At 44.0% G+C, this 20,887-nt stretch carries 21 protein-coding genes; 3 read left to right on the top strand and 18 right to left on the bottom strand.

Annotated features, from left to right (window positions below; translation table 11 throughout):
• Positions 1 to 415: 415 nt before the first annotated feature.
• The 6 genes from ABVF09_RS06000 to ABVF09_RS06025 form a co-directional block, all read right to left on the bottom strand.
• Entirely contained in the window at positions 416 to 1,096 is a 681-nt protein-coding gene (locus tag ABVF09_RS06000) for a metal-dependent hydrolase (protein WP_026569711.1), read from the bottom strand.
• A gap of 86 nt (positions 1,097 to 1,182) precedes the next feature.
• The gene (locus ABVF09_RS06005; RefSeq protein WP_026569710.1) at positions 1,183 to 2,739 is read right to left on the bottom strand and encodes a polyamine aminopropyltransferase; all 1,557 of its coding nucleotides are present in this window, start codon (positions 2,737 to 2,739) and stop codon (positions 1,183 to 1,185) included.
• A 96-nt stretch (positions 2,740 to 2,835) separates the two neighbouring features.
• Positions 2,836 to 3,231, bottom strand: a complete 396-nt coding sequence (locus ABVF09_RS06010) for a DUF350 domain-containing protein (protein WP_026569709.1) — start codon at positions 3,229 to 3,231, stop codon at positions 2,836 to 2,838.
• A gap of 26 nt (positions 3,232 to 3,257) precedes the next feature.
• The gene (locus ABVF09_RS06015) at positions 3,258 to 3,911 is read right to left on the bottom strand and encodes a DUF4247 domain-containing protein (RefSeq protein ID WP_026569708.1); all 654 of its coding nucleotides are present in this window, start codon (positions 3,909 to 3,911) and stop codon (positions 3,258 to 3,260) included.
• Positions 3,912 to 4,041: 130 nt separating this feature from the next.
• On the bottom strand, positions 4,042 to 4,710 hold the full coding sequence (locus ABVF09_RS06020) for a PspA/IM30 family protein (RefSeq protein WP_026569707.1): 669 nt from the start codon (positions 4,708 to 4,710) through the stop codon (positions 4,042 to 4,044).
• Positions 4,711 to 4,727: 17 nt separating this feature from the next.
• On the bottom strand, positions 4,728 to 5,237 hold the full coding sequence (locus ABVF09_RS06025) for a DUF4178 domain-containing protein (RefSeq protein WP_026569706.1): 510 nt from the start codon (positions 5,235 to 5,237) through the stop codon (positions 4,728 to 4,730).
• A gap of 222 nt (positions 5,238 to 5,459) precedes the next feature.
• Here ABVF09_RS06025 and ABVF09_RS06030 point away from each other — a divergent pair, with 222 nt between their 5' ends.
• Complete coding sequence (locus ABVF09_RS06030) at positions 5,460 to 6,554, top strand: M24 family metallopeptidase (protein WP_153464768.1); 1,095 nt, start codon at positions 5,460 to 5,462, stop codon at positions 6,552 to 6,554.
• A gap of 188 nt (positions 6,555 to 6,742) precedes the next feature.
• Here the strand turns inward: ABVF09_RS06030 and ABVF09_RS06035 are convergent, their stop codons facing one another.
• From ABVF09_RS06035 to ABVF09_RS06045, 3 genes are all read right to left on the bottom strand, one after another.
• Positions 6,743 to 7,294, bottom strand: a complete 552-nt coding sequence (locus ABVF09_RS06035; RefSeq protein WP_371068762.1) for a DinB family protein — start codon at positions 7,292 to 7,294, stop codon at positions 6,743 to 6,745.
• A gap of 218 nt (positions 7,295 to 7,512) precedes the next feature.
• Positions 7,513 to 8,634, bottom strand: coding sequence for an alanine dehydrogenase (gene ald, locus ABVF09_RS06040; RefSeq protein ID WP_371068763.1), 1,122 nt, complete (start codon positions 8,632 to 8,634; stop codon positions 7,513 to 7,515).
• A gap of 66 nt (positions 8,635 to 8,700) precedes the next feature.
• Complete coding sequence (locus tag ABVF09_RS06045; protein ID WP_026569703.1) at positions 8,701 to 9,453, bottom strand: SDR family oxidoreductase; 753 nt, start codon at positions 9,451 to 9,453, stop codon at positions 8,701 to 8,703.
• A 155-nt stretch (positions 9,454 to 9,608) separates the two neighbouring features.
• Between ABVF09_RS06045 and ABVF09_RS06050 the strand changes: the two genes are divergently transcribed.
• Positions 9,609 to 10,049 (top strand): universal stress protein, encoded by a 441-nt coding sequence (locus tag ABVF09_RS06050; RefSeq protein ID WP_026569702.1) that lies wholly within the window; start codon positions 9,609 to 9,611, stop codon positions 10,047 to 10,049.
• 46 nt (positions 10,050 to 10,095) lie between these two features.
• Here the strand turns inward: ABVF09_RS06050 and ABVF09_RS06055 are convergent, their stop codons facing one another.
• From ABVF09_RS06055 to ABVF09_RS06080, 6 genes are all read right to left on the bottom strand, one after another.
• Complete coding sequence (locus tag ABVF09_RS06055; RefSeq protein ID WP_371068764.1) at positions 10,096 to 10,902, bottom strand: EcsC family protein; 807 nt, start codon at positions 10,900 to 10,902, stop codon at positions 10,096 to 10,098.
• 387 nt (positions 10,903 to 11,289) lie between these two features.
• Positions 11,290 to 12,474, bottom strand: a complete 1,185-nt coding sequence (locus tag ABVF09_RS06060) for an acetate kinase (RefSeq protein ID WP_026771071.1) — start codon at positions 12,472 to 12,474, stop codon at positions 11,290 to 11,292.
• Positions 12,475 to 12,619: 145 nt separating this feature from the next.
• Positions 12,620 to 13,606 carry a class I SAM-dependent methyltransferase gene (locus tag ABVF09_RS06065; protein ID WP_371068765.1) on the bottom strand — a complete coding sequence of 329 codons (987 nt, stop codon included), beginning with the start codon at positions 13,604 to 13,606 and terminating at the stop codon, positions 12,620 to 12,622.
• Between the two features lie 223 nt (positions 13,607 to 13,829).
• Entirely contained in the window at positions 13,830 to 14,330 is a 501-nt protein-coding gene (tpx, locus tag ABVF09_RS06070; protein WP_371068766.1) for a thiol peroxidase, read from the bottom strand.
• Positions 14,331 to 14,410: 80 nt separating this feature from the next.
• Complete coding sequence (gene ytfJ, locus ABVF09_RS06075) at positions 14,411 to 14,956, bottom strand: GerW family sporulation protein (protein ID WP_026569697.1); 546 nt, start codon at positions 14,954 to 14,956, stop codon at positions 14,411 to 14,413.
• A gap of 15 nt (positions 14,957 to 14,971) precedes the next feature.
• Complete coding sequence (locus ABVF09_RS06080; protein WP_371068767.1) at positions 14,972 to 15,526, bottom strand: DUF2953 domain-containing protein; 555 nt, start codon at positions 15,524 to 15,526, stop codon at positions 14,972 to 14,974.
• 272 nt (positions 15,527 to 15,798) lie between these two features.
• On the opposite strand from ABVF09_RS06080, the gene ABVF09_RS06085 reads away from it, so the two are divergent.
• The gene (locus ABVF09_RS06085; protein ID WP_026569695.1) at positions 15,799 to 16,599 is read left to right on the top strand and encodes an NAD kinase; all 801 of its coding nucleotides are present in this window, start codon (positions 15,799 to 15,801) and stop codon (positions 16,597 to 16,599) included.
• Positions 16,600 to 16,961: 362 nt separating this feature from the next.
• On the opposite strand, the gene ABVF09_RS06090 is transcribed toward ABVF09_RS06085, so the two are convergent.
• From ABVF09_RS06090 to thiI, 3 genes are all read right to left on the bottom strand, one after another.
• Entirely contained in the window at positions 16,962 to 18,575 is a 1,614-nt protein-coding gene (locus ABVF09_RS06090; RefSeq protein WP_371068768.1) for an amidohydrolase, read from the bottom strand.
• Positions 18,576 to 18,745: 170 nt separating this feature from the next.
• Entirely contained in the window at positions 18,746 to 18,940 is a 195-nt protein-coding gene (locus ABVF09_RS06095; protein WP_026569693.1) for an alpha/beta-type small acid-soluble spore protein, read from the bottom strand.
• A gap of 744 nt (positions 18,941 to 19,684) precedes the next feature.
• The gene (gene thiI / locus ABVF09_RS06100) at positions 19,685 to 20,884 is read right to left on the bottom strand and encodes a tRNA uracil 4-sulfurtransferase ThiI (RefSeq protein WP_371068769.1); all 1,200 of its coding nucleotides are present in this window, start codon (positions 20,882 to 20,884) and stop codon (positions 19,685 to 19,687) included.
• Between the last annotated feature and the right edge of the window lie 3 nt (positions 20,885 to 20,887).

Here is a 20,887-nt window from a genome sequence, read left to right on the forward strand (position 1 = left end):
GGCCACTGAAAAAAGTCCTTTCTAATCTAGAAGAGATTTTAAAGTTTGCTGTTGATTCTCACGAATCGTTTATCGGTCGATGCTTGCCGCGGGCACGGCCTCAGCCAACTTGGTCAAGAAGATCGCTTGACCAAGTGGATCTTCGGCTCGCGCCCATTCCTCCGGAGTCTGCGCTCCTCGCCTCCATTGGATGGAATAAAACCGCTTAGGTACACGATGAGCACTTGGAGTTTGATTTGGTTTTTGCTTTAATGGCCATGCTTAAGTTGTCCCTGCCTCTTAAGACCTCGAAGGGGGAGGCGCAGGAGCTTTACGAGGCTGTTCCTGCCGTCGATTAACCACGAGCAATGAAATTGATGATTTTCAATAAAAAAAGAACCCCCGCCGTATCAGGCAGAAGCTCTTATCATATCTGTTAAAGATCAATCGATTGACCCGGTTTAAGTGCTATGCCCTTTCCAGGTTTCACTTTCTCTGCAAATGCGTCCCCGTCCTGCTCAATCAATGGAAATGTATTATAGTGAATAGGCACAACCTGCTTCGCATTGACCCATTCCGCAGCGACCAACGCATCTTCCGGTCCCATGGTGAAATTATCACCTATCGGCAGGAATGCAAGGTCTATTTCATTCCTCTCACCGATTAATTTCAAATCGGAAAACAGACCTGTGTCACCTGCGTGATAAATCGTTTTCCCCTCTACCGTCAACAGAATTCCAGCCGGCATCCCGGTGTAAATGCTCTCGCCATTTTCATCCGTGAAAGCAGAACCATGAAATGCCTGCGTGAGTTTGACCTTCCCAAAATCGAACTGATGAGCACCGCCGATATGCATTGGATGGGTATTCAACCCCCGTGATGACAAGTAGTTTGCCAATTCGTTCGGTGCCACTACCAGAGAATCATTCCGTTTAGCGATATCGAGGGTATCACCAACATGATCGTTGTGACCATGCGTCAGCAAAATGACATCCGCTTCGACCTTGCTTGCATCAAGGTCGGATGCTCCATTTCCTGTGATGAATGGATCAATAAAAATCGTATGTTTTTCCGTCACTACCTTCACAGCTGATTGACCGTGGAAAGACACTTTCATTTCTCTCACTCCTCATAGTTTATCGTTAATTTCATCCTAGCAAGACAAAATGCTCTATTCAAACGTTATACCCTTTTTCATCATTTTTAATAGTTTTCCCAAGCTCTTTCGTACTTTTGAATAAGATTCGGATCAATCAACGTATTCGGCTGTAGTTCGGAAGTATCGCCTCCTCCTTCCATCGCTTCCATTGGATTGCCTTCATCCTTACCGAACTCAGTTAAACCAGGGAGCATGTCGGTAGTGAGGAATCGAACAGGCACATTTATTCCCAAATCGTTCACATGAATTTCCTGCCGGCTTCCCATCACGAATCCCCAATTCCCGAAACTGGGGACATCGACATGGAAATTTTCTATATTCAATCCGGTCGCTGCAATCGTTTCGGATATGGTCCAGTATACGTCTCTCGCAAATACCGGACTGGTCGCCTGCACCATTAAAGATCCTTCAGGGCGTAAATGATTCCGGACAAGCGAATAAAACTCTTTTGTGTACAATTTATTTAAACTCTCGTCATTCGGATCGGGAAGATCAACAAGAATCACATCAAACCAGCGATCTGTATTTTCCAGAAACTGAAAGGCATCCTGATGGATGATGTCTACCTTTTCATTTTGCAACGATCCCTGGTTCAATTCCAACAAATGCGGCTCCTGTTCTGCAAGTTCGACGACTGCTGGGTCTAAATCCACCAGTGTTATGTTTTCCACATCCTGATATTTCAGTACCTCCTTGGCAGCAATCCCATCACCGCCACCTAAAATCAATACACTCTGATGCTTGTCGGCTTGTGCCATGGCGGGATGGACAAGCACCTCATGATAGCGGTATTCATCGATAGAGCTAAGCTGCAGTCCCCCGTTCAAATACAAACGGGTGTCATTGCCGTCTTTCGTCAAAATGATTTTTTGATACTGACTTTCTTCCATATGAATGATAGGATCTTGATAAAGTTTTTGTTCAAAGGTAAACGCCATCTCCTCCCCAAACAAGAAGCCCAGCAGAAGTGCCACCAGAATGACGCCGCCAACTAAAAAGTGAACGGTTATGCGACTGATCTCCTTCCGGAAAAGCCATAATACAACAAGTGCGACCAAAAGATTGATACAGCCAACAAAAAATGCACTTTTCACCATTCCCAAAGCCGGGCGAAGAAAAAACACGAACAGAAGTCCCCCTATCAAGCCTCCTGCATAATCAGAAAACAATACCCGGGCGGTACTACGATTCAAGGTGACACCGATTTCGTTAGCCTTCCTGATTAAAATCGGCAATTCCAGACCTGTCAGCCCTCCGACAGTCAATGTGATGATATACAAAAACAATGCGTCGGATCCATCAGGAGAAAAAGCTGTAATTCCGAACATGGCAAAACTGGAAAACCCGCCGATCAACGCGACAAGAAATTCAATATAGACAAAAGCAATCAATAAATGCTTCATCACTTTTTCACTTATGCTTGCCCCGATTCCCATTCCAGTCAAGAAAAAAGAGATGACCAATGTGTACTGCTTGACGCCATCTCCAAGGATATAAGATCCAAGTGCACCAAACAGCACTTCGAATACGATTCCACAAATCGACACAATTCCTGAAGCCCAGTAGATAAAATTACTTTGCCTGACAGCTTGTTGTTCCAATTAGATTCACTCCGTCTTTCCATAGTCTGTAGCAAAAATAAAGTTGGGCCTGACTTCTTGTTACGTAAAGTCAGACCCATGCGACACAATTGGTATTTATGTAATGGATGCCCCGATTACAAAAGCTAATCCGATCGAAACAGCCAGAGATACAATGCCGACTGCAGTGTTATTTTCTTTTAACTTTACTTCGACCGAAAATTTTCTTGTCAGCACTTCAAACAATAAATAAGCGATAACCTGCAATACCACTCCGTAAACGCCCCAAATCACCGTTTCCCAAATGGTGACGCTATGATAGATGGCAAAAGCGAGCACAATACAAATACCGATTACTTTTCCAGAGACGGACAGTGCAACAGCAGCGTTTCCATTCTCGATTTCTTCCCAATCACGGTACTTTCTTGTCAAGGTTTCGAACACAGCCAATCCGGCCAGCACAACCAATATAGCAATAATGAAATAAATAAAAGTCGATACAAACGGACCCATTTCCATTTCTTTCCCTCCTCTAATTTTTATTTACCAGCACTCGCTCCACCACCACGGTAGGAAGACATTCCTCTTTTCGTGTTCAATCCTCCGCGGTCACCCGTCGTATAGCCTCCATAACAGCCGCCGTTCCGGCACTGTTCCATTCGTGTTTTCTCCCAGTTGGAAGTTCCTAGCATTCTGTTCAACAGTAGAAAAGTAAAAAATCCATTTAAGTGGTTCGGTGAGTAATTGCTTCGCACGAATTGGTCAGAAGCCACTTCGATCAGCAACACATCCTGGTCTTCCTCACTAGGCTTGAAGGTGACAAAATAATCTGGGTAAATCAATATTTGTTCCCCATCTTTCACCTCACTTGTTTCATCAGGCTGCTTTATACTGGAAACAAGTGATACCAGCTGTTCCCTCGTGAATTGTCTGGTGGCATATACATTCGCTTCCGCGTCATCACCTGAAATGACATCCAGCAAATAAAAATTGTTGGCAAAAACTGCTTCGATGTCCTGATTGGAAGAAGCTTTCAACTGCTCCTCTATTTCCTGCCTATCCGGTTCTTCCGGTATTTCTTCTACGGACACCGATGGTTCTTCCTCGGTGCCAGAAAGCCGGGAAAGATCAGATCCACATGCAGTCAGCAATAAAACAAGCGACAGCAAACAAACCCCAAATAGTTTGTGCATGATGGAAGCCGTACCTCCTTTCTAATGGGAAGAATACCTGCAAAAACCCTTGCAGCCTGTGGCAGGTACAAGGGTTTTACTGGTGACTTCTTCACCTGTCTATTCCATCCCCTGATCGTAACGGCAACTATTATTCCTTGCCGAGTTTCTTTTTCAAGGCGGCTAATTCATCATCTACACCGCTCTTTTCCAAACTTTCAAATTCATCATCAAGCGACTTACTTGAAGCAGACAAGTCATCAGAAGTATCTGCCTCCGCTTCAAATTGCAGGACTTTTTCCTCCATGCGTTCGAATCCCCGTTTCGACTCGTCACTTCCGATTGAAGACATCGTCCGGTTCATCTTGGTCCGGGTTTTTGCAGATTCGGCCCGGGCTTTCAGAGAATCTTTTTTCAATTTCATTTGCTGGTACTCTTTTTTCATTTCATCCAGCTTATCACGAAGCACTTTGGAATCATTTTGAGCCCTGTCCCACGATTCTTTTAATGTATCTGCCTGTTCCTGCTGATCTTTTTTATCTTCCAGCGCACGGCGGGCCAAATCTTCGTTTCCTGCTTCAATCGCTTTCTCAGCCTGACCTTGCCTTTTATCAACCAATGCCTGGGCATCGTCGTATTTCCGCTTCAACATTTTTTCATTGGCGATTTGTTTGGCAACCGAGCTTTCCACTTCGCGAATATCGGATTCCATGTCGCGCATGAACTGCTCCAGCATTTTCACTGGATCTTCTGCTTTATCCAACATGGCATTGAGTTCCGAGCTTACAATAGTACTGACACGTTTAAACATTTTGAACATAGGTGAGTCCTCCTTTATTATATGGAACCTGCAATGATTTTAATTTCATAAGGTTCAATTTCATACCCATAACTTGCTTCTATTTCGCCGCCCCAGTCCTCCAGGCTAAGATAATGCTCTTCGTCTTCATCATAATATTCCGCATAGTGTATCTGTCTGCCGTTTATGTTTCTGCTCCTGCCTTCACCTACCACCCTTGCTTCTCCCTGCTCATCAAGATAGTAAACGGCATCCTGATAAGTCAATTGTTTCGGAAAAGGTTTCGAGACGGGAAGATTTACCGATTGATAAATACCAAGCTCCAACTGTTCATCCATTTCAGCAGAAAGCCATATGGTGTTTTTCCCCTCCAGAAGCTGGTAGCCGAACCATTCATAACTGTCCTCACGATAGGTGATTTTTCCGACCACCTCGTAATCGACGAGATCATAGGTTACAATATCACCGACCTCGATCGATAAGGCGGACCGTTCTTTTATTTCTGGTTTTTTTGATTCTTTTTTAAACAGTTTCGAAAATATTCCCACTGGTTCACCTCATCTTTCCAAGAAAAATCCTTGTATATTCCTGTTTACGGATGAAATATCCCTCAGGTTTCAAATTCTTATTAAATTTTCTTTTCCTTGTTACTTATGGTAACAAAGTTCCTGCCAAAAAGATATTTCAGCCTTTCATTCCCCGCTAATATTGTCATTATACCGGGCTAGTTTGTTATACTAATATAAGATAAAGAAAGGTGGCAGAAATTCATGGAACGATTACAAACGTTGATAGAAAAACTCAAACAGCAAAACTTCGACAGCGCCCTGGTTACCTCCAAGGCAAATGTCTATTATCTAAGCGGTCATTATACCGATCCACACGAACGACTGGTGGCAGTCTACATAAGTAGTGATGAAGAGCCATTGTTCATACTCCCGGAAATGGAAAAAGAAGACGCCATCGCTTCCGGCTGGAAAGGCGATTTCCTCACATACAAAGATCAGGATAACCCCTGGAAATTATTCAAGGACTATTTAACGAAGCGAAATAAAACTCCCGACACAATCGCCATTGAAAAGGAAGATTTTTCGGTATCCCGGTTCGAGCACCTACAACAAACAGTCTCAGGCTGCGAAATTGTGGATGGGACAGAGATATTGGCTGGTTTACGCGTTATCAAGGACAAAAAAGAATATACGATTCTCAAACAAGCTGCCGATTTAGCGGACTTCGGTATCAAAACAGGTGTGGAGGCAATCCAGGAAGGGGTTTCCGAAATGGAAATCCTGGCTAAAATCGAATATGAATTGAAAAAACAAGGTGTGAGGGAGATGTCTTTCTCCACCATGGTACTATCCGGCAAAAAAACTGCCTCTCCACACGGAACACCTGGGCAGGATAAAGTTGAATCAGGTGACTTGGTGCTGTTTGATCTTGGTGTCGTATTTGGCGGGTATTGCTCCGACATCACCCGAACAGTTGCATATAAACAGATAGATCCAGAGCAGGAAAAAATCTATCAAACCGTGTTGAAGGCACAGGAAAAAGCGATTGATGCTGCAGTAATCGGAAATGCAGCCGGCAAAATGGATCAAGTGGCCAGAGAGCATATTGCAAGCCAAGGTTATGGTGAATACTTCACCCATCGGATCGGTCACGGGATCGGTGTCGACGTCCATGAATACCCATCGTTAACTTCCGAAAACGATTTAACCCTGAAAGAAGGAATGAGCTTTACCCTGGAACCAGGTATATATGTACCCGGAGTGGGGGGGGTCAGGATTGAAGACGAAGTGTTCCTGACTAAAAAAGGGCCGGAATTGCTAACAAGCTATCCAAAAACATTGCAAATAATCGAATAGAGGAAAATCACCGATAAAACAATCACCGAAGTTAAAAAGGCCGGGATAAAAACATGGCCACCAAAGCAAAAACGGAACGGATTCTAATTCAACGAATCCGTTCCGTTTTTTGGCTATATACTGAATAAGGACGATTGATGCGTTCTTCCTACCACTACGGCAAGATTCTACACTTTCGACGGGCATGCTTAAGTATTTTGTTGATGATTCATATTCATATGGTAAACGACATAATCAGTAGAGATACCCTTATATCCTGACTGTCTCAACATGGCAGTAATGTTTCCTCTATGATATGTGGCATGATTGATAAGATGGCCAACTAAGTGAAAAATGGAAATTTCCATTTCCCCGAATGTGGGATGCTGAATTGATAGTTCAAGCATAGGATCAGAGGTTGCCTTCAAAAAAGATCGGAAGTCCGCTTCAAGCCGCTGGTAATCAGATTCTATATCTTCAAGACTCTTTTCTGCATAACTGCTTGTCAACAACTGGCGGTCAACATATTCTTCGATCGTGTCAAATGCCTTGCCCTGCATCACTTTCAACCATATCGTTTCCGTGAAATAAACATGGACAAGCACCGTAGCCAGTGTGGGGAAGACACTTTCCACCTCCCTGTGAATAACTTCTTCGGGAAGACTTCTTAAGTGGTCAAACAGACGTTTATTCGACCACGTATGATAGTTATATTGATCAATCAGATGACTCAATGGATCCAACTTATTCCGGGTCCCCATTTTTTCTCCCCCTGTCCTTTTGTAAGTAGTATAACGAAGAACGAGGGAGGGAATTCAGCCATCCTCCCTCCATCATCCATTATTAAAAGCCTAAATCATCAGCGATCCAGGCTTTTAATCGAAAGAAACATCCTAGTCCCGGTTTTCTCTGATAGATGTTCTCGTCCAATGAAGATAAAAAACAACAAAGTCTTTGCGAAAAAACTTCATTACATCTATCAACTGTGTTGTAATATGCTTTCGGCTTCAGCATACTCCAATTTATGTGCCTCTGCCACCGCCTTGTAGGTAACAAAACCATTTAATGTATTGATCCCTTTCAGGAGTGCTTTGTTATCTGCACAGGCCTTCCGATAGCCTTTGTTAGCCAATTGTAGCGCATAAGGTACGGTAACGTTCGTCAGACCTATTGTCGAAGTGCGCGGCACCGCTCCGGGCATGTTGGCAACCGCATAATGCAGCACTCCGTGCCTGGTATAAGTAGGATTATCATGAGTCGTAATTCGATCAGTTGTTTCAAAAATGCCTCCCTGATCGATTGCGACATCCACGATTACGGAGCCTTCCCGCATAGATTTGATCATTTCCTCGCTAACAAGCTTCGGAGCTTTGGCACCAGGGATCAGCACAGCCCCAATGACCAAATCCGATTCTTGTAAAGCTTCCGCGATATTCAGTGGGTTGGACATGAATGTATTGATGTTCGATCCAAAGATATCATCAAGCTGGCGGAGCCGCTCAGGATTCAAGTCAATGATAGTGACGTCAGCACCAAGACCGGCTGCAATTTTGGCAGCATTAGTTCCTACCACACCCCCGCCTATGATGGTCACTTTTCCTCTTCTCACACCTGGAATTCCCGAAAGCAGCACTCCTCGGCCACCCTTCGGTTTTTCAAGAAATTGAGCCCCTATTTGCGAAGCCATGCGTCCCGCCACCTCGCTCATTGGAGTCAAGAGTGGCAGCGACCCATTATCAAGCTGGACTGTCTCGTAAGCAATGGATACCACTTTATTGTCAATCAACGCCTTGGTCAATTCCGGTTCCGGAGCCAGATGCAAATACGTGAACAGGATTAGTCCATCATAGAAAAATCCATATTCTTCTGGAAGCGGTTCCTTTACTTTCATGACCATCTCCTGCTCCCACGCTTCAGCGGCGGAAGGAACGATTTCGGCACCGGCAGCAATGTACTGTTCATCGGTAAATCCCGAGCCAAGCCCGGCTCCGGTTTCCACGATCACTCGATGGCCGGCACTTTCCAGTGTAACAACCCCTGCTGGAGTCATCGCCACTCGATTTTCATTGTTTTTAATCTCTCTAGGTACCCCGATATTCATTTGTCATCCCTCCAAATAGTCTGCATTTCTTGCAGGAATCTTTGTTATGTATAGTAAGAACACCATTCACCGGTACCGGTGAATGACATCCAAACCACCTGTGACTTCAAAAACAGAACCTGTGATCATGTCGGAGTCTTTCTCGCAAAGAAATAAAATGGACCTGGCGATATCTTCTCCCGTTCCCGACCTGCCTATCGGCGTCTTTTCATCGGGTATTTTGCGACTTGCCTCTATACCGGCCTCTTTCATGTCACCTGTAATATTCCCGGGGCATACCATGTTAGAAGTAATTCCGTATTCCGCTTCTTCATATGCAATCGATTTGGTCAAAGATACTAAACCAACTTTTGCTGCTGCAAAAGCAGAACGGTATAGCCATCCAGCTGCGGTGTTGGCTCCCTGAAACCCGTAATTGATCACCCTGCCGAAACTCTGCTCACGCATCCCCGGAATGGTAAGTTGCAATAGATGAAAAACAGAATCAAGATTCCCTTTCATCATAGCATCCCATTCCTCCTGTGAATAGTCCATTAATTTCTTTCTTTCAAATATGTAAGGTCCAGCATTGTTGATCAAGTAATCGATAGTTCCGTATTTAGTCATCGCTTGCTTTACTAGTCCTTGCAAGTCCTTTTTGCTGGTTACATCCGCTTGAACAATATGTAAAGGATCTTCTTCATGCAACTCGGCTAATGCTTCCGCTTTCTCTTTATCTTTCCAATAAGTGGCGGTGACTTGATGACCAGCCTGCAAGAAAGCTTCTGTCACTTTTCTGCCCAATCCTTTCGTTCCAGCAGTTATAAGTGCATGTCCCATAAATTGCACCTCCATTGTCAATGAAACTTTTGGCCAATTCATCTTTATCCTAACTTAACCTAAACAAAAATTCTATCTTCACGTATTTAGTCCGTCTATCTGAGATGTTCCGGCCATGGTATAATAGAATAAAGAGGTAGAAAGGAGTCTTTTCTATGGAGTTTGAATACAAACATATTGTAGCGGCTGTCGACGGTTCAAAAGCTGCGGAACTCGCCTTTAACAAAGCGGTTGATATCGCCAAGCGCAACCACGCCCAGCTGATCCTGGCCCATGTCATTGACCATCGCACATTCGCAACTGCTGAAGCTTATGACCGCTCGTTGGCTGAAAGGGCAGAAACTTACGCGAACGAACTGTTAAACGGTTACCGGGAAAAAGCTGAAAGAAATGGTGTGACCAATATTGTTACCGACATAGAATACGGATCTCCTAAAATCAAAATCGCTAAAGATATCGCCAGAAAACACAAGGCAGACCTGATTATCTGCGGTGCAACCGGAATGAACGCTGTGGAAAGATTTCTAATTGGCAGTGTTTCCGAAAGTGTCACTAGATATGCTTCCTGCGATGTGTTAGTAGTAAGAAGCGAATAAAAAACAAAAGCCTATCCCTAAGGTTTATCGGGATAGGCTTTAACAGTTATACAATACACCTTTTTTGATAATATCGAAGGGAAAACTCGCCGACACGTCTTGCCAGTCGGTAATTCCAGGCAGCCCCCGCAGCTATTCCAAGCAGCGGGACTCCTTGAACGACTTTTCTTCTAGCTGTTAAAATAAGCAGCGACTTCACCACTTGCTTTATCGGCTGCTGCAGCCAATTTTCGTCTACCAACTCATCATTCCCCTGATACATGTAATCGGCTGCAGACTTGGTTTCGGAAAGCAGGTTTTGCCATGCTTCCCACTGCATTCTTTTTGGCAGGATGGCGGCTTGAAAAACTTTTAGTGACAGCATCATTTCAGTCGGCCGACGAATTTCTCGTCCAAATCCCATTGCAATCAACTGGACTAGCCGCAAATTCATAAGCACTTGCAAGGGGAAATCCGTTCCAAGTAACAGCACGCCTCCTGTACCCGCGACACCTCCTTGCGCCAAGGCATACAATCGTCCCTTCGCCATTTCCTGCACGGAAATAAAAGAAGATTGTTCAATGGTCAATCTTTGCATATCCTCAATCGAATTTATCGACGGAAGAAAAATCCTTCCCTGAGCTATTAATCTTTCCCTTGCTTCCTTTTGCAGTGCCGAGCCTTGTAAATAGGCGTGTGAATGAAACAATAAATCATCCAAAATACGGAACCATTCGGATTTTGGATTTTCGTTCAATCGATTAACCGTATGGTATTGCAAAGCATCATAAAGTCGTTGAAAATCATTGGCCGATTGCGATTCAAGCTTTGTTTCCCAACGGGAGACTTCCTGATTAATCGGACTTGCTGCCACACGATCCCCCTCTTCCCTGCTTTTTTTCTATCGTAACACAGGGACAAGACTATGCGCGTGGCATAATTAGAACTTTATGAAACTGCTACATTTGAGTACCTGAGCAGCTTTTATTCATTCTCATGCTGACAGTTCATACAAATATCAAGACTAGGACATGCCTTCACATTCTTCTGGAACCGAATGAACTTGGCGCAAAGGGATGTACTATTTGCGCACTTTATGCCCCCTCGCGACAGGAGACGCCACAATAAGTACAGAGCCTGTATTCCATGTGATTCACAGATATGTTAACCATAAAAAACCGAACGAGTACGAATTCAAGGATTCGAATCACCGTTCGGTTTTTTTAGCGTGGATATTTTCGGTCCAGCCGCTTATTTTTGATTACGCAAGTCTGACAGTGTCGCGCGCAATCATGACTTCTTCATTCGTCGGAATGACGATTACTTTAACTGGTGAATGCGGATAGTTGATAAACGCTTCTTTTCCTCTGATATTGTTTAGAGATGGATCCCAGTAAACGCCCATGAATTCAAGGCCTTTCAAGACACGTTCACGAATCTCCGTACTGTTTTCTCCAACACCTGCAGTGAAGATGATCGCATCCACTCCATGCATTCTTGCAGCATAAGAACCCAGGTATTTATGAATCCTTTCAGCGAACACTTCAAGGGCGAGTTCGGCACGCTCATCCTTATCGTCGGCCCGTTCCGTAATGTCTCTTAAGTCACTGGAGAAGCCGGATAATGCAAGCATACCACTTTCTTTATTCAGAACTGTCATCACTTCATTGGCAGTCTTCCCTGTTTTATCCATGATATAAGGAATCAAAGCTGGGTCAATGTTTCCGGATCTTGTACCCATTGTCACACCTGCTAAAGGAGTGAAGCCCATCGAGGTATCGATTGATTTCCCATTCTCAATGGCAGCGATACTTGCCCCATTACCCAAGTGGCAGGAAATTAGCCGCAACTGCTCGAGCGGTAAACCAAGCAGTTCAGCTGCACGTTGAGACACATACTTGTGAGATGTACCATGGAATCCGTACTTTCGGATGCCGTATTTTTCATAGTACTCATATGGCAGGCTATATAAATAAGATTGTTCCGGCATTGTCTGGTGAAAAGCTGTATCGAAAACAGCAACTGCCGGAACTTCAGGAAGAATTTCACGGAATGCCCGGATACCGGTAAGGTTTGCCGGGTTGTGCAACGGCGCCAGGTCTGACACCTCTTCGATTTCTCTGATTACCTCGTCGGTGATTTTCACGGAATCACTGAAACGCTCGCCACCGTGCACCACCCGGTGACCAACACCCTCGATTTCATCTAGAGATTGGATCACCCCGGATGCCGTCAGCTTGTCCAACAGCATTTTTACTGCCTGCTCATGGTCGGGGATATCTGTAGTAGTCTCGTCCTTCTCTCCTGCAGCCTCTAATGTAAAAACAGAGTTTTCGATGCCGATCCGTTCGACAAGGCCTTTTGCAATCACTGTTTCTTCTGGCATCTCGATCAATTGGAACTTCAGAGAAGAGCTACCTGCATTTATCGCTAATATTTTGCTCACTATCCTTCAATCCTTTCATTCAAGCGTCCTTACATACTCCCTTACCCATTTAAACACCGCTTTATCAAGTTTGCAATATCAAGGTTTCAATGATAACGCTTGCCTTCCAAAATTCTTTATTTTCAAACTATTCGCCGATATTTTTTCAAGAAATTCCTTCTTGCTTGAACCACTGGTTTATTTTGACCAGAATGTCATTCATTGCCTGGACATTTTTAAAAGATGGCAGTTTGGCCATTAATGCTTCTTTTGGAGCTTTGGTGTCTTGTCCTTTTTTTTGCAGCAAAAAGATGCTCTTTGCATTTTGTTCTGATTTAAAAATATTCTCCGGCAATTGCACAATTCCGAAAATATGGGCGTTTTTCTGCAAGAAGGCATTTAATTGCGATGCCTGGTCACTGTCAAACAAAAAGTTCGGGATGACCAGCACCAGGTAACCGCCTTCCTTTGTATATTTGATGCTTTGTTCAATCAATAAGTGATGGGCATAAGAATGTCCTTCTTCTGCTTTAAGCTCGAAATCAGCGGCAATGATATCATCCGGATAATAGCCTACCGGTAAATCGGAGACAATCAAATCTGCTGGTTCCATTAAGAATGGCCGGAGACTGTCCTGATGAAACAATTCCATGTCGATTTGTTGGAAATTGGCACTCATCAATGCAATCCGGATTAGGGTGGCATCGACCTCACTGCCAAAAGGCACTGTTTGTTGTTCCAGTTGATTATGAACTGCAGTCAACAAGTTTCCTGTACCACAAGCAGGATCAAATAAACGTATTTGTTCTCGGCCTTTCATCAGTTTATTCGCCAAATATCCCGCAAACATCGCCACAGTATCGGGAGTGATAAGATGCTGCTGCTGCGTTGCACCTTGCATCCCTTTCAAGGCAGCCAACTGAATCGATTTTCTGATTTCCTCCCGGTCGAAAGAACTGATTTCCACTTCGCCGGCTTTTTTACGCAAGTGCTGCAGCGCAAATTCACTGAGCTCTTCTGCCGTTTCACCGGTAAAAAAGTACTCCAGCACCAGGGCAAGACTGTCCAAATATGGTTGTTCCATCTGATGACCAATTTGTTCTGTGATTTCGTCCAGAAAATTATATAGTCTTTCCACATTATTGTGTTCCACTTCTTTTCCCCCATTCGTTTACCCTCATCAGCCTTTTATTTTAACAAAATCCATCCGTTCCGAGAAAACATATGGCTATGTATTGGTTTTACATTCCTGATCAGGCACAAAAAGCCCCGAATGCCGGATCCGCCGATGTATAACAAAGAACAAAGCTCCTCGTAAATACAAACCGGCCGGACAAGTCACTCGGGGCAAGTCCTCACTCATTCAACAAATAAAATTAATTTGTTTCTTTTACTGCAGCAAGGGCTTTTTCATAATCAGGATGGTTGGTACCTTCGCTTACATATTCAGTGTATGCCACCTTGCCGTCCGAATCGATGACAAAAACAGAACGGGCCAGTAGGCGCAGTTCCTCCATCAACACCCCATAATTCAGGGCAAAATCAGCATCTATATGGTCGGAAAAAATGTCGATGTGCTGAATATCATTAGCTTGTTTCCAACGCTTCTGCGCAAACGGCAAGTCCATGCTGACAGTCAACACTTTGACATTGTCCAGCTTTTCCGCTGCATCATTAAAACGTTGTGTTTGTTCTGCACAAACTCCGGTGTCTACAGAGGGAACGACACTGATCAGTCGTACTTGGCCGCTGTAATCAGATAAACGGACTTCATTCAAATCATTATCAAGTACTTTAAAATCAGGTGCTGTATCGCCAACTTTCACTTCGTTCCCCCCAAGAGTCATCGGGGTGCCTTTAAAGGTTACATTCGCCATTCTATCAGCCTCCATCATTTATTCTCGTGTTCCATTATGAAGGCATTGAAATGGAATGTCTAACATAAAGACCGATCCCATCACTCGTCATCACTTTCTTCGGAATCCTCGTCGTCACTTTCTTCTTTGTTTTTCTTATCTTTTCCTTTTTTATCTTTTTTATCTTTTCCTGCTTTCTCTCCCTTTTCTTTATCTTCTTTTCCGCTTCCTTTTTCCAACTTACCCAAGGTCCCTTTCAGCATTTCCTGGATTTTATCCATCGCTTGCGGGGCGAAATCCAACAATTTCTCATAAAGGTGGGTACTTTGATCCAGATGTATCATTTGTACGCCTTTTTCATTTACGATCAAAAATGCTATCGGTGTGATGGATACTCCCCCACCACTTCCTCCGCCAAACGGCATCCCACTGCCTTCCCCGGAATCGGAGTTGTCTCCCCCGCCCGATGACTGTCCTTTGAATTCAGAGCCGCCTGCCGCAAAGCCGAACCCCACCCGGGAAACGGTTATGATCATACTGCCATCCGGAGATTCTACTGGATCTCCAATAATCGTATTGACATCGACCATATCTTTCAGATTTTCCATTGCAGTAGTCATCAAACCCTCAATTGGATGTTCACTCATTTATTATTAACCTCCTTAAGTATTTACCGGTTCATTCACAGACTTCATTGTTTTACCTGAGACCTGCTTCATAATATGTCGAATGATGCGTATAGCTTTACCTAAACGAAAGGAAAAGATACACTGCGCTTCTGTAGAAAGAAACTCATGTTGGAACAACGGCTGGATATCAATCTCTTCCACCGGCATCTGTTTGACATGAGAACGAAGCCAAGCAATCAAGCTATATTTAATCCCCCATCCAGCACCAGCTGCTAAACCCGTAGTTTTTGCATCTGCCAGGCCCAGCTTCGTTCTCCAGGAGAATTGATGAATTGAAATTTTAGATATGAATTCGAGAAATTGTGGCAGGATAGAACGATAAACTTGGAAGTGATGCTTCAGGTCGCGCCATTTTCGTTTTAACGACTTGACCGGTTCGCTTTCTGGATTTGCCATTTCATTTGACTTTGACAGCCCTTTCTTTTCTGACAAAGGGTAAAGTTCTTTATGAAAAACACGGAATCCCAATATCTCCAGCTGGATTTGAAGATAATCGGAGCCGTTTTCGTATTGATAATCTATCGTCATGTAAACCCGCACACATAAGAGAAGGATAAGGGACAACAAGACAAGAAACAGGATGATACCTGCGGACAGCAGCCAACCCATACAAACACCTCCATCGTCTCCAGTATTTTCAAAATGACTATGGATTAAACAAGGATTGTTGATTATGTTCCTGCTGGGATTATGAAAAAAAGAATGATAACATAAATATAAAGCGTTTACTCACAGGTGCAAGGCTCTGTGAGATGGAGAACAACAAAGGATAACTATACAGTCAGACAGGAGGAAGCAATATGGACAATCGTCGCAACCTTTATTTTTACTACCCAAAAGAAGAGGAACTCGAAAAAAATCTCCAACCATTATTCAAACTTGCAAAAGAGAATGGGTTCAATATTGTAGACAAGTCAGAGGATGCCAATATCATCATCAGTGTAGGAGGAGACGGGGCCTTTTTACAGGCAGTCAGAAAAACTGGTTTTCGCCAGGATTGCTTGTACACAGGCATCGCCAGATCCAATGAAGCTGGTTTGTATTGTGATTTCAACCTCGATAATTATGATGAGATGGTCAATTCTATCCTTCATGAGGAGTTGGAGGTTCGCCGCTTTCCGGTCATCGATGTTCAGGTCAACCACCAGGCCCACTTTCTATGTTTGAATGAAGCAAGTATCCGATCAACATTGATTAAAACGATCGTGATGGATGTCTATATCGACGACCAGCATTTTGAAACATTCCGAGGAGATGGCTTGATTGTGGCTACTCCTACCGGCAGTACGGGGTACAATAAATCTACCAACGGAGCAGTCGTCGATCCGAAAACACCTTGTTTTCAAGTGACCGAACTGGCATCCTTGAACAATAACCGGTACCGGACGCTTGGGTCTTCCTTTGTTTTGGACAAGTCGAGAAAGTTGACGTTGAAGGTGATTCAGGATGGAAACGATTATCCGATAATCGGGTTCGACAATGAGGCCTACTCTGTACGGAATATACAAGATTTGTCGGTGACCCTGAGTGATAAAATAGTGAAAACGGTAAAATTAAAAAACAACTCATACTGGGACAGAGTGAAAAGAACCTTTTTATAACTCTCGTACTCTGATGGAGAAGCTAAGGTGATGACTTAAAAAAGGGTCTGTATGGAATTGGATGACCATACGGACCGCTTTTCCGTCTAATTTGAAGAAATTGCTGTCCTCTATTCCTCCGGACTTCAAGCGTGACTTCCGGACATCTCAGAACAGCTGCGCAATACTTCATGAGAAGAAAAAAAGAGTGATTTCCATGATGGATCAAGGAAATCACTCTTTTTCGGTTGGCCACTGTTTGACTGTGAATGTTACCGCAGGCGACACCACCATTTACTCATCGCGCAATCAACAACGAACGCGGACAGCGCAAGTGGTTTGGCACAACGTTTCCCTCTGGAATTCACAAATGAGAAAACTACTTAATACGTTTCTTGCTGCCAGTGATTTTTTTGATAAACGACTGTCTCATCCACTACAGTATTTTGGACCTGTAATGTGGTAATTTGCTCGGGACTGATTTTAAAAGGATCCCGATCAAAGATAGTAAAATCAGCATTATATCCTGGAGCTATTTTCCCCTGGCCCTGCTCATGGCAAGATGCATAAGCACTGCCATTTGTATATAAAGAAATTGCCTCGTACATGGTCAACCGCTCATCTTCTTGATAGCTGGCACCGTCCACACTCGATTTTCTCAAAACAGCCGCTTCTATCCCCAGCAACGGATTGATACTCTCAATCGGAGCATCAGAACCAGCAGCACAAGAAATACCCCTCTCAAGAAAGGTTTTCCAAGCATATGCATGCGACAAGCGACGTTCCCCTATCCTCTCGATAATCCACGGGAAATCCGATGCGACAAAGGTGGGTTGAATATCCAGCACGACATCAAGCTCTGTCAGTAAGTCCAGCAGACGGTCGTTAACAATCTGGGCATGGATAATCCGGTCACGTCTTCCATTCTCCAGAGGATACTTTCTCAGCGTTTCTGCAACAGTTTCGACTGCCTTGTCCCCAATAGCATGAACAGCAACAGGCATGCCGTAGCCTCTCGCTTTTTGGACCAGTGTTTCCAGACTTTCTACGGTATGAATATTGATACCTTCATTTTCCCGGTCATCTTCATAAGGTTCTGTAAGCCAAGCTGTCCTGCCGCCAAGCGCACCGTCGGAAAAAATTTTCATCGCACCCATTTCAATGAATTCAGTACCTTTATGGTAATCAAGACCTGTCGAAACCATATCGTCGATTACCTCATGATGAACAAGTAAGTGAGCGCGGAATTTTCGTTTATCCCCATCCACTCCGTTCGTAAAGGCATGGTATGTTTTTAGAAAACCACCGTAGTAATTTAAATCTTCTGTATGGCCGCCAACCAGCCCGTTTCGATGTAAATCATCAATTGCGGTTTGTACGATAGCAGTCAAATGTTCCTCAGACATTTCCGGAATGACATTTTTAATGAATTCCTGTGCAGTATCAAGGAAATAACCTGTTGTTTCTCCAGAAGCATCCCTTACAATGACACCTCCCTGAGGATTCTCCGTTTCTTTTGTGATGCCAGCCCGTTCCATAGCTAGCGAGTTAGCTAGCAAAGCGTGCCGGCAAATGCGGGTCAACATCATTGGATTTTCCGGACTTATTTCATCCAGCTCCCCCCTTTGAAGTATGACGGGATGTTCCCAGTGATTTTCGTTCCATCCCTCCCCGATCAACCATTCACCAGGTTCGAGCTGGGAAACACGGCTGCGGAGGGCAGCTTTTACCTCCTCGGCAGATTTCATCTCCGATAAATCCAAATGGATCAATTTTTCCCCATGGCCGATAATATGTAAGTGACTGTCAATAAAGCCGGGGAACATGGTATTCCCTTGTAAGTCTTGAACCTTATCGATCCTTCCCTCGTAAACTCTTTGTAAATCGGAAACGGTCCCGACATCGATTATCTTTCCTTCTTCTGTAAAAACAGCTTCAACTGTATCCATTTCTGATTTCATTGTATAAATCGTTCCGCCTTGCCAGATAATTCCCATAATACGTTTCCCCTTTTTCTGTGATTCCTTTGTTGTTCAACTAAAACATTCCCTGCCGACCAGGGAAAATTGTCGGAGTATGATGAATTGTAAATCATTTTAACCGTTTTAGAACTAAATGAAAAGGGTAGTGCTCGCACACTACCCTTTTTGCCATATTCTCTATTTGATTATCCACGGAATTGCTGTTGTGCCATCGATACCAAACGCTTGGTGATTTCTCCACCAACGGAACCGTTAGCACGGGAAGTTGTGTCGGCGCCAAGTTGTACACCGAATTCTTGAGCAATCTCAGTTTTCATTTGGTTCAACGCTTGTTCAACTCCAGGTACAAGAAGCTGGTTGCTGTTGTTGCTGTTAGCCATGTCTTCTCACCTCCTTCCCTGTAACCATAGCATGCTCGGGCGGGAAGGGGTCCATACAGTGAGATAACTGGGAGATATGCCAGCTTTAACCAACTATTCACGGCCAATTAAAGATAGAAACTGCGGCATAGTTTGAATGCTTCTTCCTAACTTTCCTATATTCGTTCATATAGTACCAAGTGAATCAAGAGAACATGCCTAGTGCTCTAGTTTATAAACAGGAATGCAATACCCAGCGGAGGAAAGGCCTCGGTGAGATCCCGCAGAGCGCAAGCTCGAGGAAGCTCACCAGCCGCCCGCGGAAAGCGCAAGGTATTTCCGCAGCCGAACACCTACTGACGTCTCATCAATAGACATAGCCGGGAAAATAGGCAGAAAATCCTAGTGGTACCCGAACAGTTTTTTATGAAGAGAAGTACAAGTTTCCTGACAAGTAATTTTAAGATGTCTTGTTGGGTCTCAAAGAAAAAGTCTCTAGGGCTTACAATAATCAGCATGCTTCTTAGCGCAGCTAGCATACGCAGACTCCAGCGGAACAGCGCAAGCTGAAGATCCACTTGGTAAAGTGATTTTCTTTTCCACGTTAGCTGAAGCCGTGCCCGCGGAAAGCTAAATAAAGCTAAATATGCTACCGAAGCGGGGGTTCACACTCTTTTTGAATAGGCAACGGAACTTCCTATTACATTTACTGCGCAGTTAATACTAACCATGACGGTTAAAGGTTAAAATGAATAGGAAAGAGATTTATAACAGAGCATCGAATTCTTCTTCTTTTGCCTGGGAGTCGATTGTTACTACTTCGATGTTTTCCAATGTTTCAGTTAACAAGTCGCTGAAATCTTCCGCCTGTTCGAACTGATTCACTTTTTCTTTCCGCGGCATAGTTTTTGGTGCATCCGGCACAAAAACGGTACAGCAATCTTCATAAGGGCGGATCGATATATCGTACGTATCGATTTGTTGAGATATATCGATTATATCCTCTTTGTCCATCGTGATAAGTGGACGCAGAACCGGATAATTCGTCACTTCATTAATGGCATGCATGCTTTCCATTGTTTGGCTGGCGACCTGTCCAAGACTCTCCCCGGTCGTCAAGGAAAGAATACCTTCCCTAGAGGCAATTTGTTCACTGATCCGCATCATCATCCGGCGCATGACCGTCATGGAATAACCATGTGGTATCACTTGGTGCACCTTTTGCTGCAACTTGGTAAACGGTACAACATGTATGCGGATAGAATGACCGTATTTCGTCAATTGTCGTGCCAAATCAAACACTTTTTGTTTTGCACGTTCACTCGTGAAAGGCGGAGAATGAAAATGAACAGCCTCTACTTGAACTCCTCGTTTCATCGTTAAATAACCTGCGACAGGACTGTCGATCCCGCCAGATAGCAGGAGCAGCGTTTTCCCTGATGACCCGACCGGCAGGCCACCTGCGGCAAGTATCTTTTGCGAAGTGATATACGTACCGTCTTGCCGGATTTCGACTCTGAGTTCCATATCGGGCTGATGAACATCCACTGTATATCCTTCTGTGTTCTTAAGCAAATAACCGCCTAGTACTTGATTGAATTGCTGCGAACGCACAGGAAAGTTTTTGTCGGTCCTCTTTGTCGTCACTTTAAACGTGTTGACACCTTGTGCCTCTTGAAGGGCAAACAAAGCAGCCTTTTTAATCTGTTCTTCTTCGTTATCTACCTTTATAGCCTTGCTTAAACTGTGGATGCCGAATATGGTTTTACAACGATTGATAATCGGCTCCGGATCCTGGCCATTTAGTAAAATGTACATTCGGTCACGCTGACGCTTTACTTTAATATCAGGTATATCTTTTAATTCACTTTGTACGTTTTCTTGTAATTTCTGCGTGAAAATTTTCCGGTTTTTGCCCTTTAAGGCAATTTCACCATACCGGATCAAAATATATTCATAATGCATAGT

The organism is Sediminibacillus sp. JSM 1682029, assembly GCF_041366435.1.
Lineage (GTDB): Bacteria > Bacillota > Bacilli > Bacillales > Amphibacillaceae > Sediminibacillus > Sediminibacillus terrae.

Bases quoted from the DNA above. Each gene is read 5' to 3' on its own strand.
- ABVF09_RS06000 (WP_026569711.1), bottom strand. From the start codon at position 1,096: ATGAAAGTGTCTTTCCACGGTCAATCAGCTGTGAAGGTAGTGACGGAA.
- ABVF09_RS06010 (WP_026569709.1), bottom strand. From the start codon at position 3,231: ATGGGTCCGTTTGTATCGACTTTTATTTATTTCATTATTGCTATATTG.
- ABVF09_RS06015 (WP_026569708.1), bottom strand. From the start codon at position 3,911: ATGCACAAACTATTTGGGGTTTGTTTGCTGTCGCTTGTTTTATTGCTG.
- ABVF09_RS06020 (WP_026569707.1), bottom strand. From the start codon at position 4,710: ATGTTCAAAATGTTTAAACGTGTCAGTACTATTGTAAGCTCGGAACTC.
- ABVF09_RS06030 (WP_153464768.1), top strand. From the start codon at position 5,460: ATGGAACGATTACAAACGTTGATAGAAAAACTCAAACAGCAAAACTTC.
- ABVF09_RS06035 (WP_371068762.1), bottom strand. From the start codon at position 7,294: ATGGGGACCCGGAATAAGTTGGATCCATTGAGTCATCTGATTGATCAA.
- ald (WP_371068763.1), bottom strand. From the start codon at position 8,634: ATGAATATCGGGGTACCTAGAGAGATTAAAAACAATGAAAATCGAGTG.
- ABVF09_RS06045 (WP_026569703.1), bottom strand. From the start codon at position 9,453: ATGGGACATGCACTTATAACTGCTGGAACGAAAGGATTGGGCAGAAAA.
- ABVF09_RS06050 (WP_026569702.1), top strand. From the start codon at position 9,609: ATGGAGTTTGAATACAAACATATTGTAGCGGCTGTCGACGGTTCAAAA.
- tpx (WP_371068766.1), bottom strand. From the start codon at position 14,330: ATGGCGAATGTAACCTTTAAAGGCACCCCGATGACTCTTGGGGGGAAC.
- ytfJ (WP_026569697.1), bottom strand. From the start codon at position 14,956: ATGAGTGAACATCCAATTGAGGGTTTGATGACTACTGCAATGGAAAAT.
- ABVF09_RS06080 (WP_371068767.1), bottom strand. From the start codon at position 15,526: ATGACGATAGATTATCAATACGAAAACGGCTCCGATTATCTTCAAATC.
- ABVF09_RS06085 (WP_026569695.1), top strand. From the start codon at position 15,799: ATGGACAATCGTCGCAACCTTTATTTTTACTACCCAAAAGAAGAGGAA.
- ABVF09_RS06090 (WP_371068768.1), bottom strand. From the start codon at position 18,575: ATGGGAATTATCTGGCAAGGCGGAACGATTTATACAATGAAATCAGAA.
- ABVF09_RS06095 (WP_026569693.1), bottom strand. From the start codon at position 18,940: ATGGCTAACAGCAACAACAGCAACCAGCTTCTTGTACCTGGAGTTGAA.
- thiI (WP_371068769.1), bottom strand. From the start codon at position 20,884: ATGCATTATGAATATATTTTGATCCGGTATGGTGAAATTGCCTTAAAG.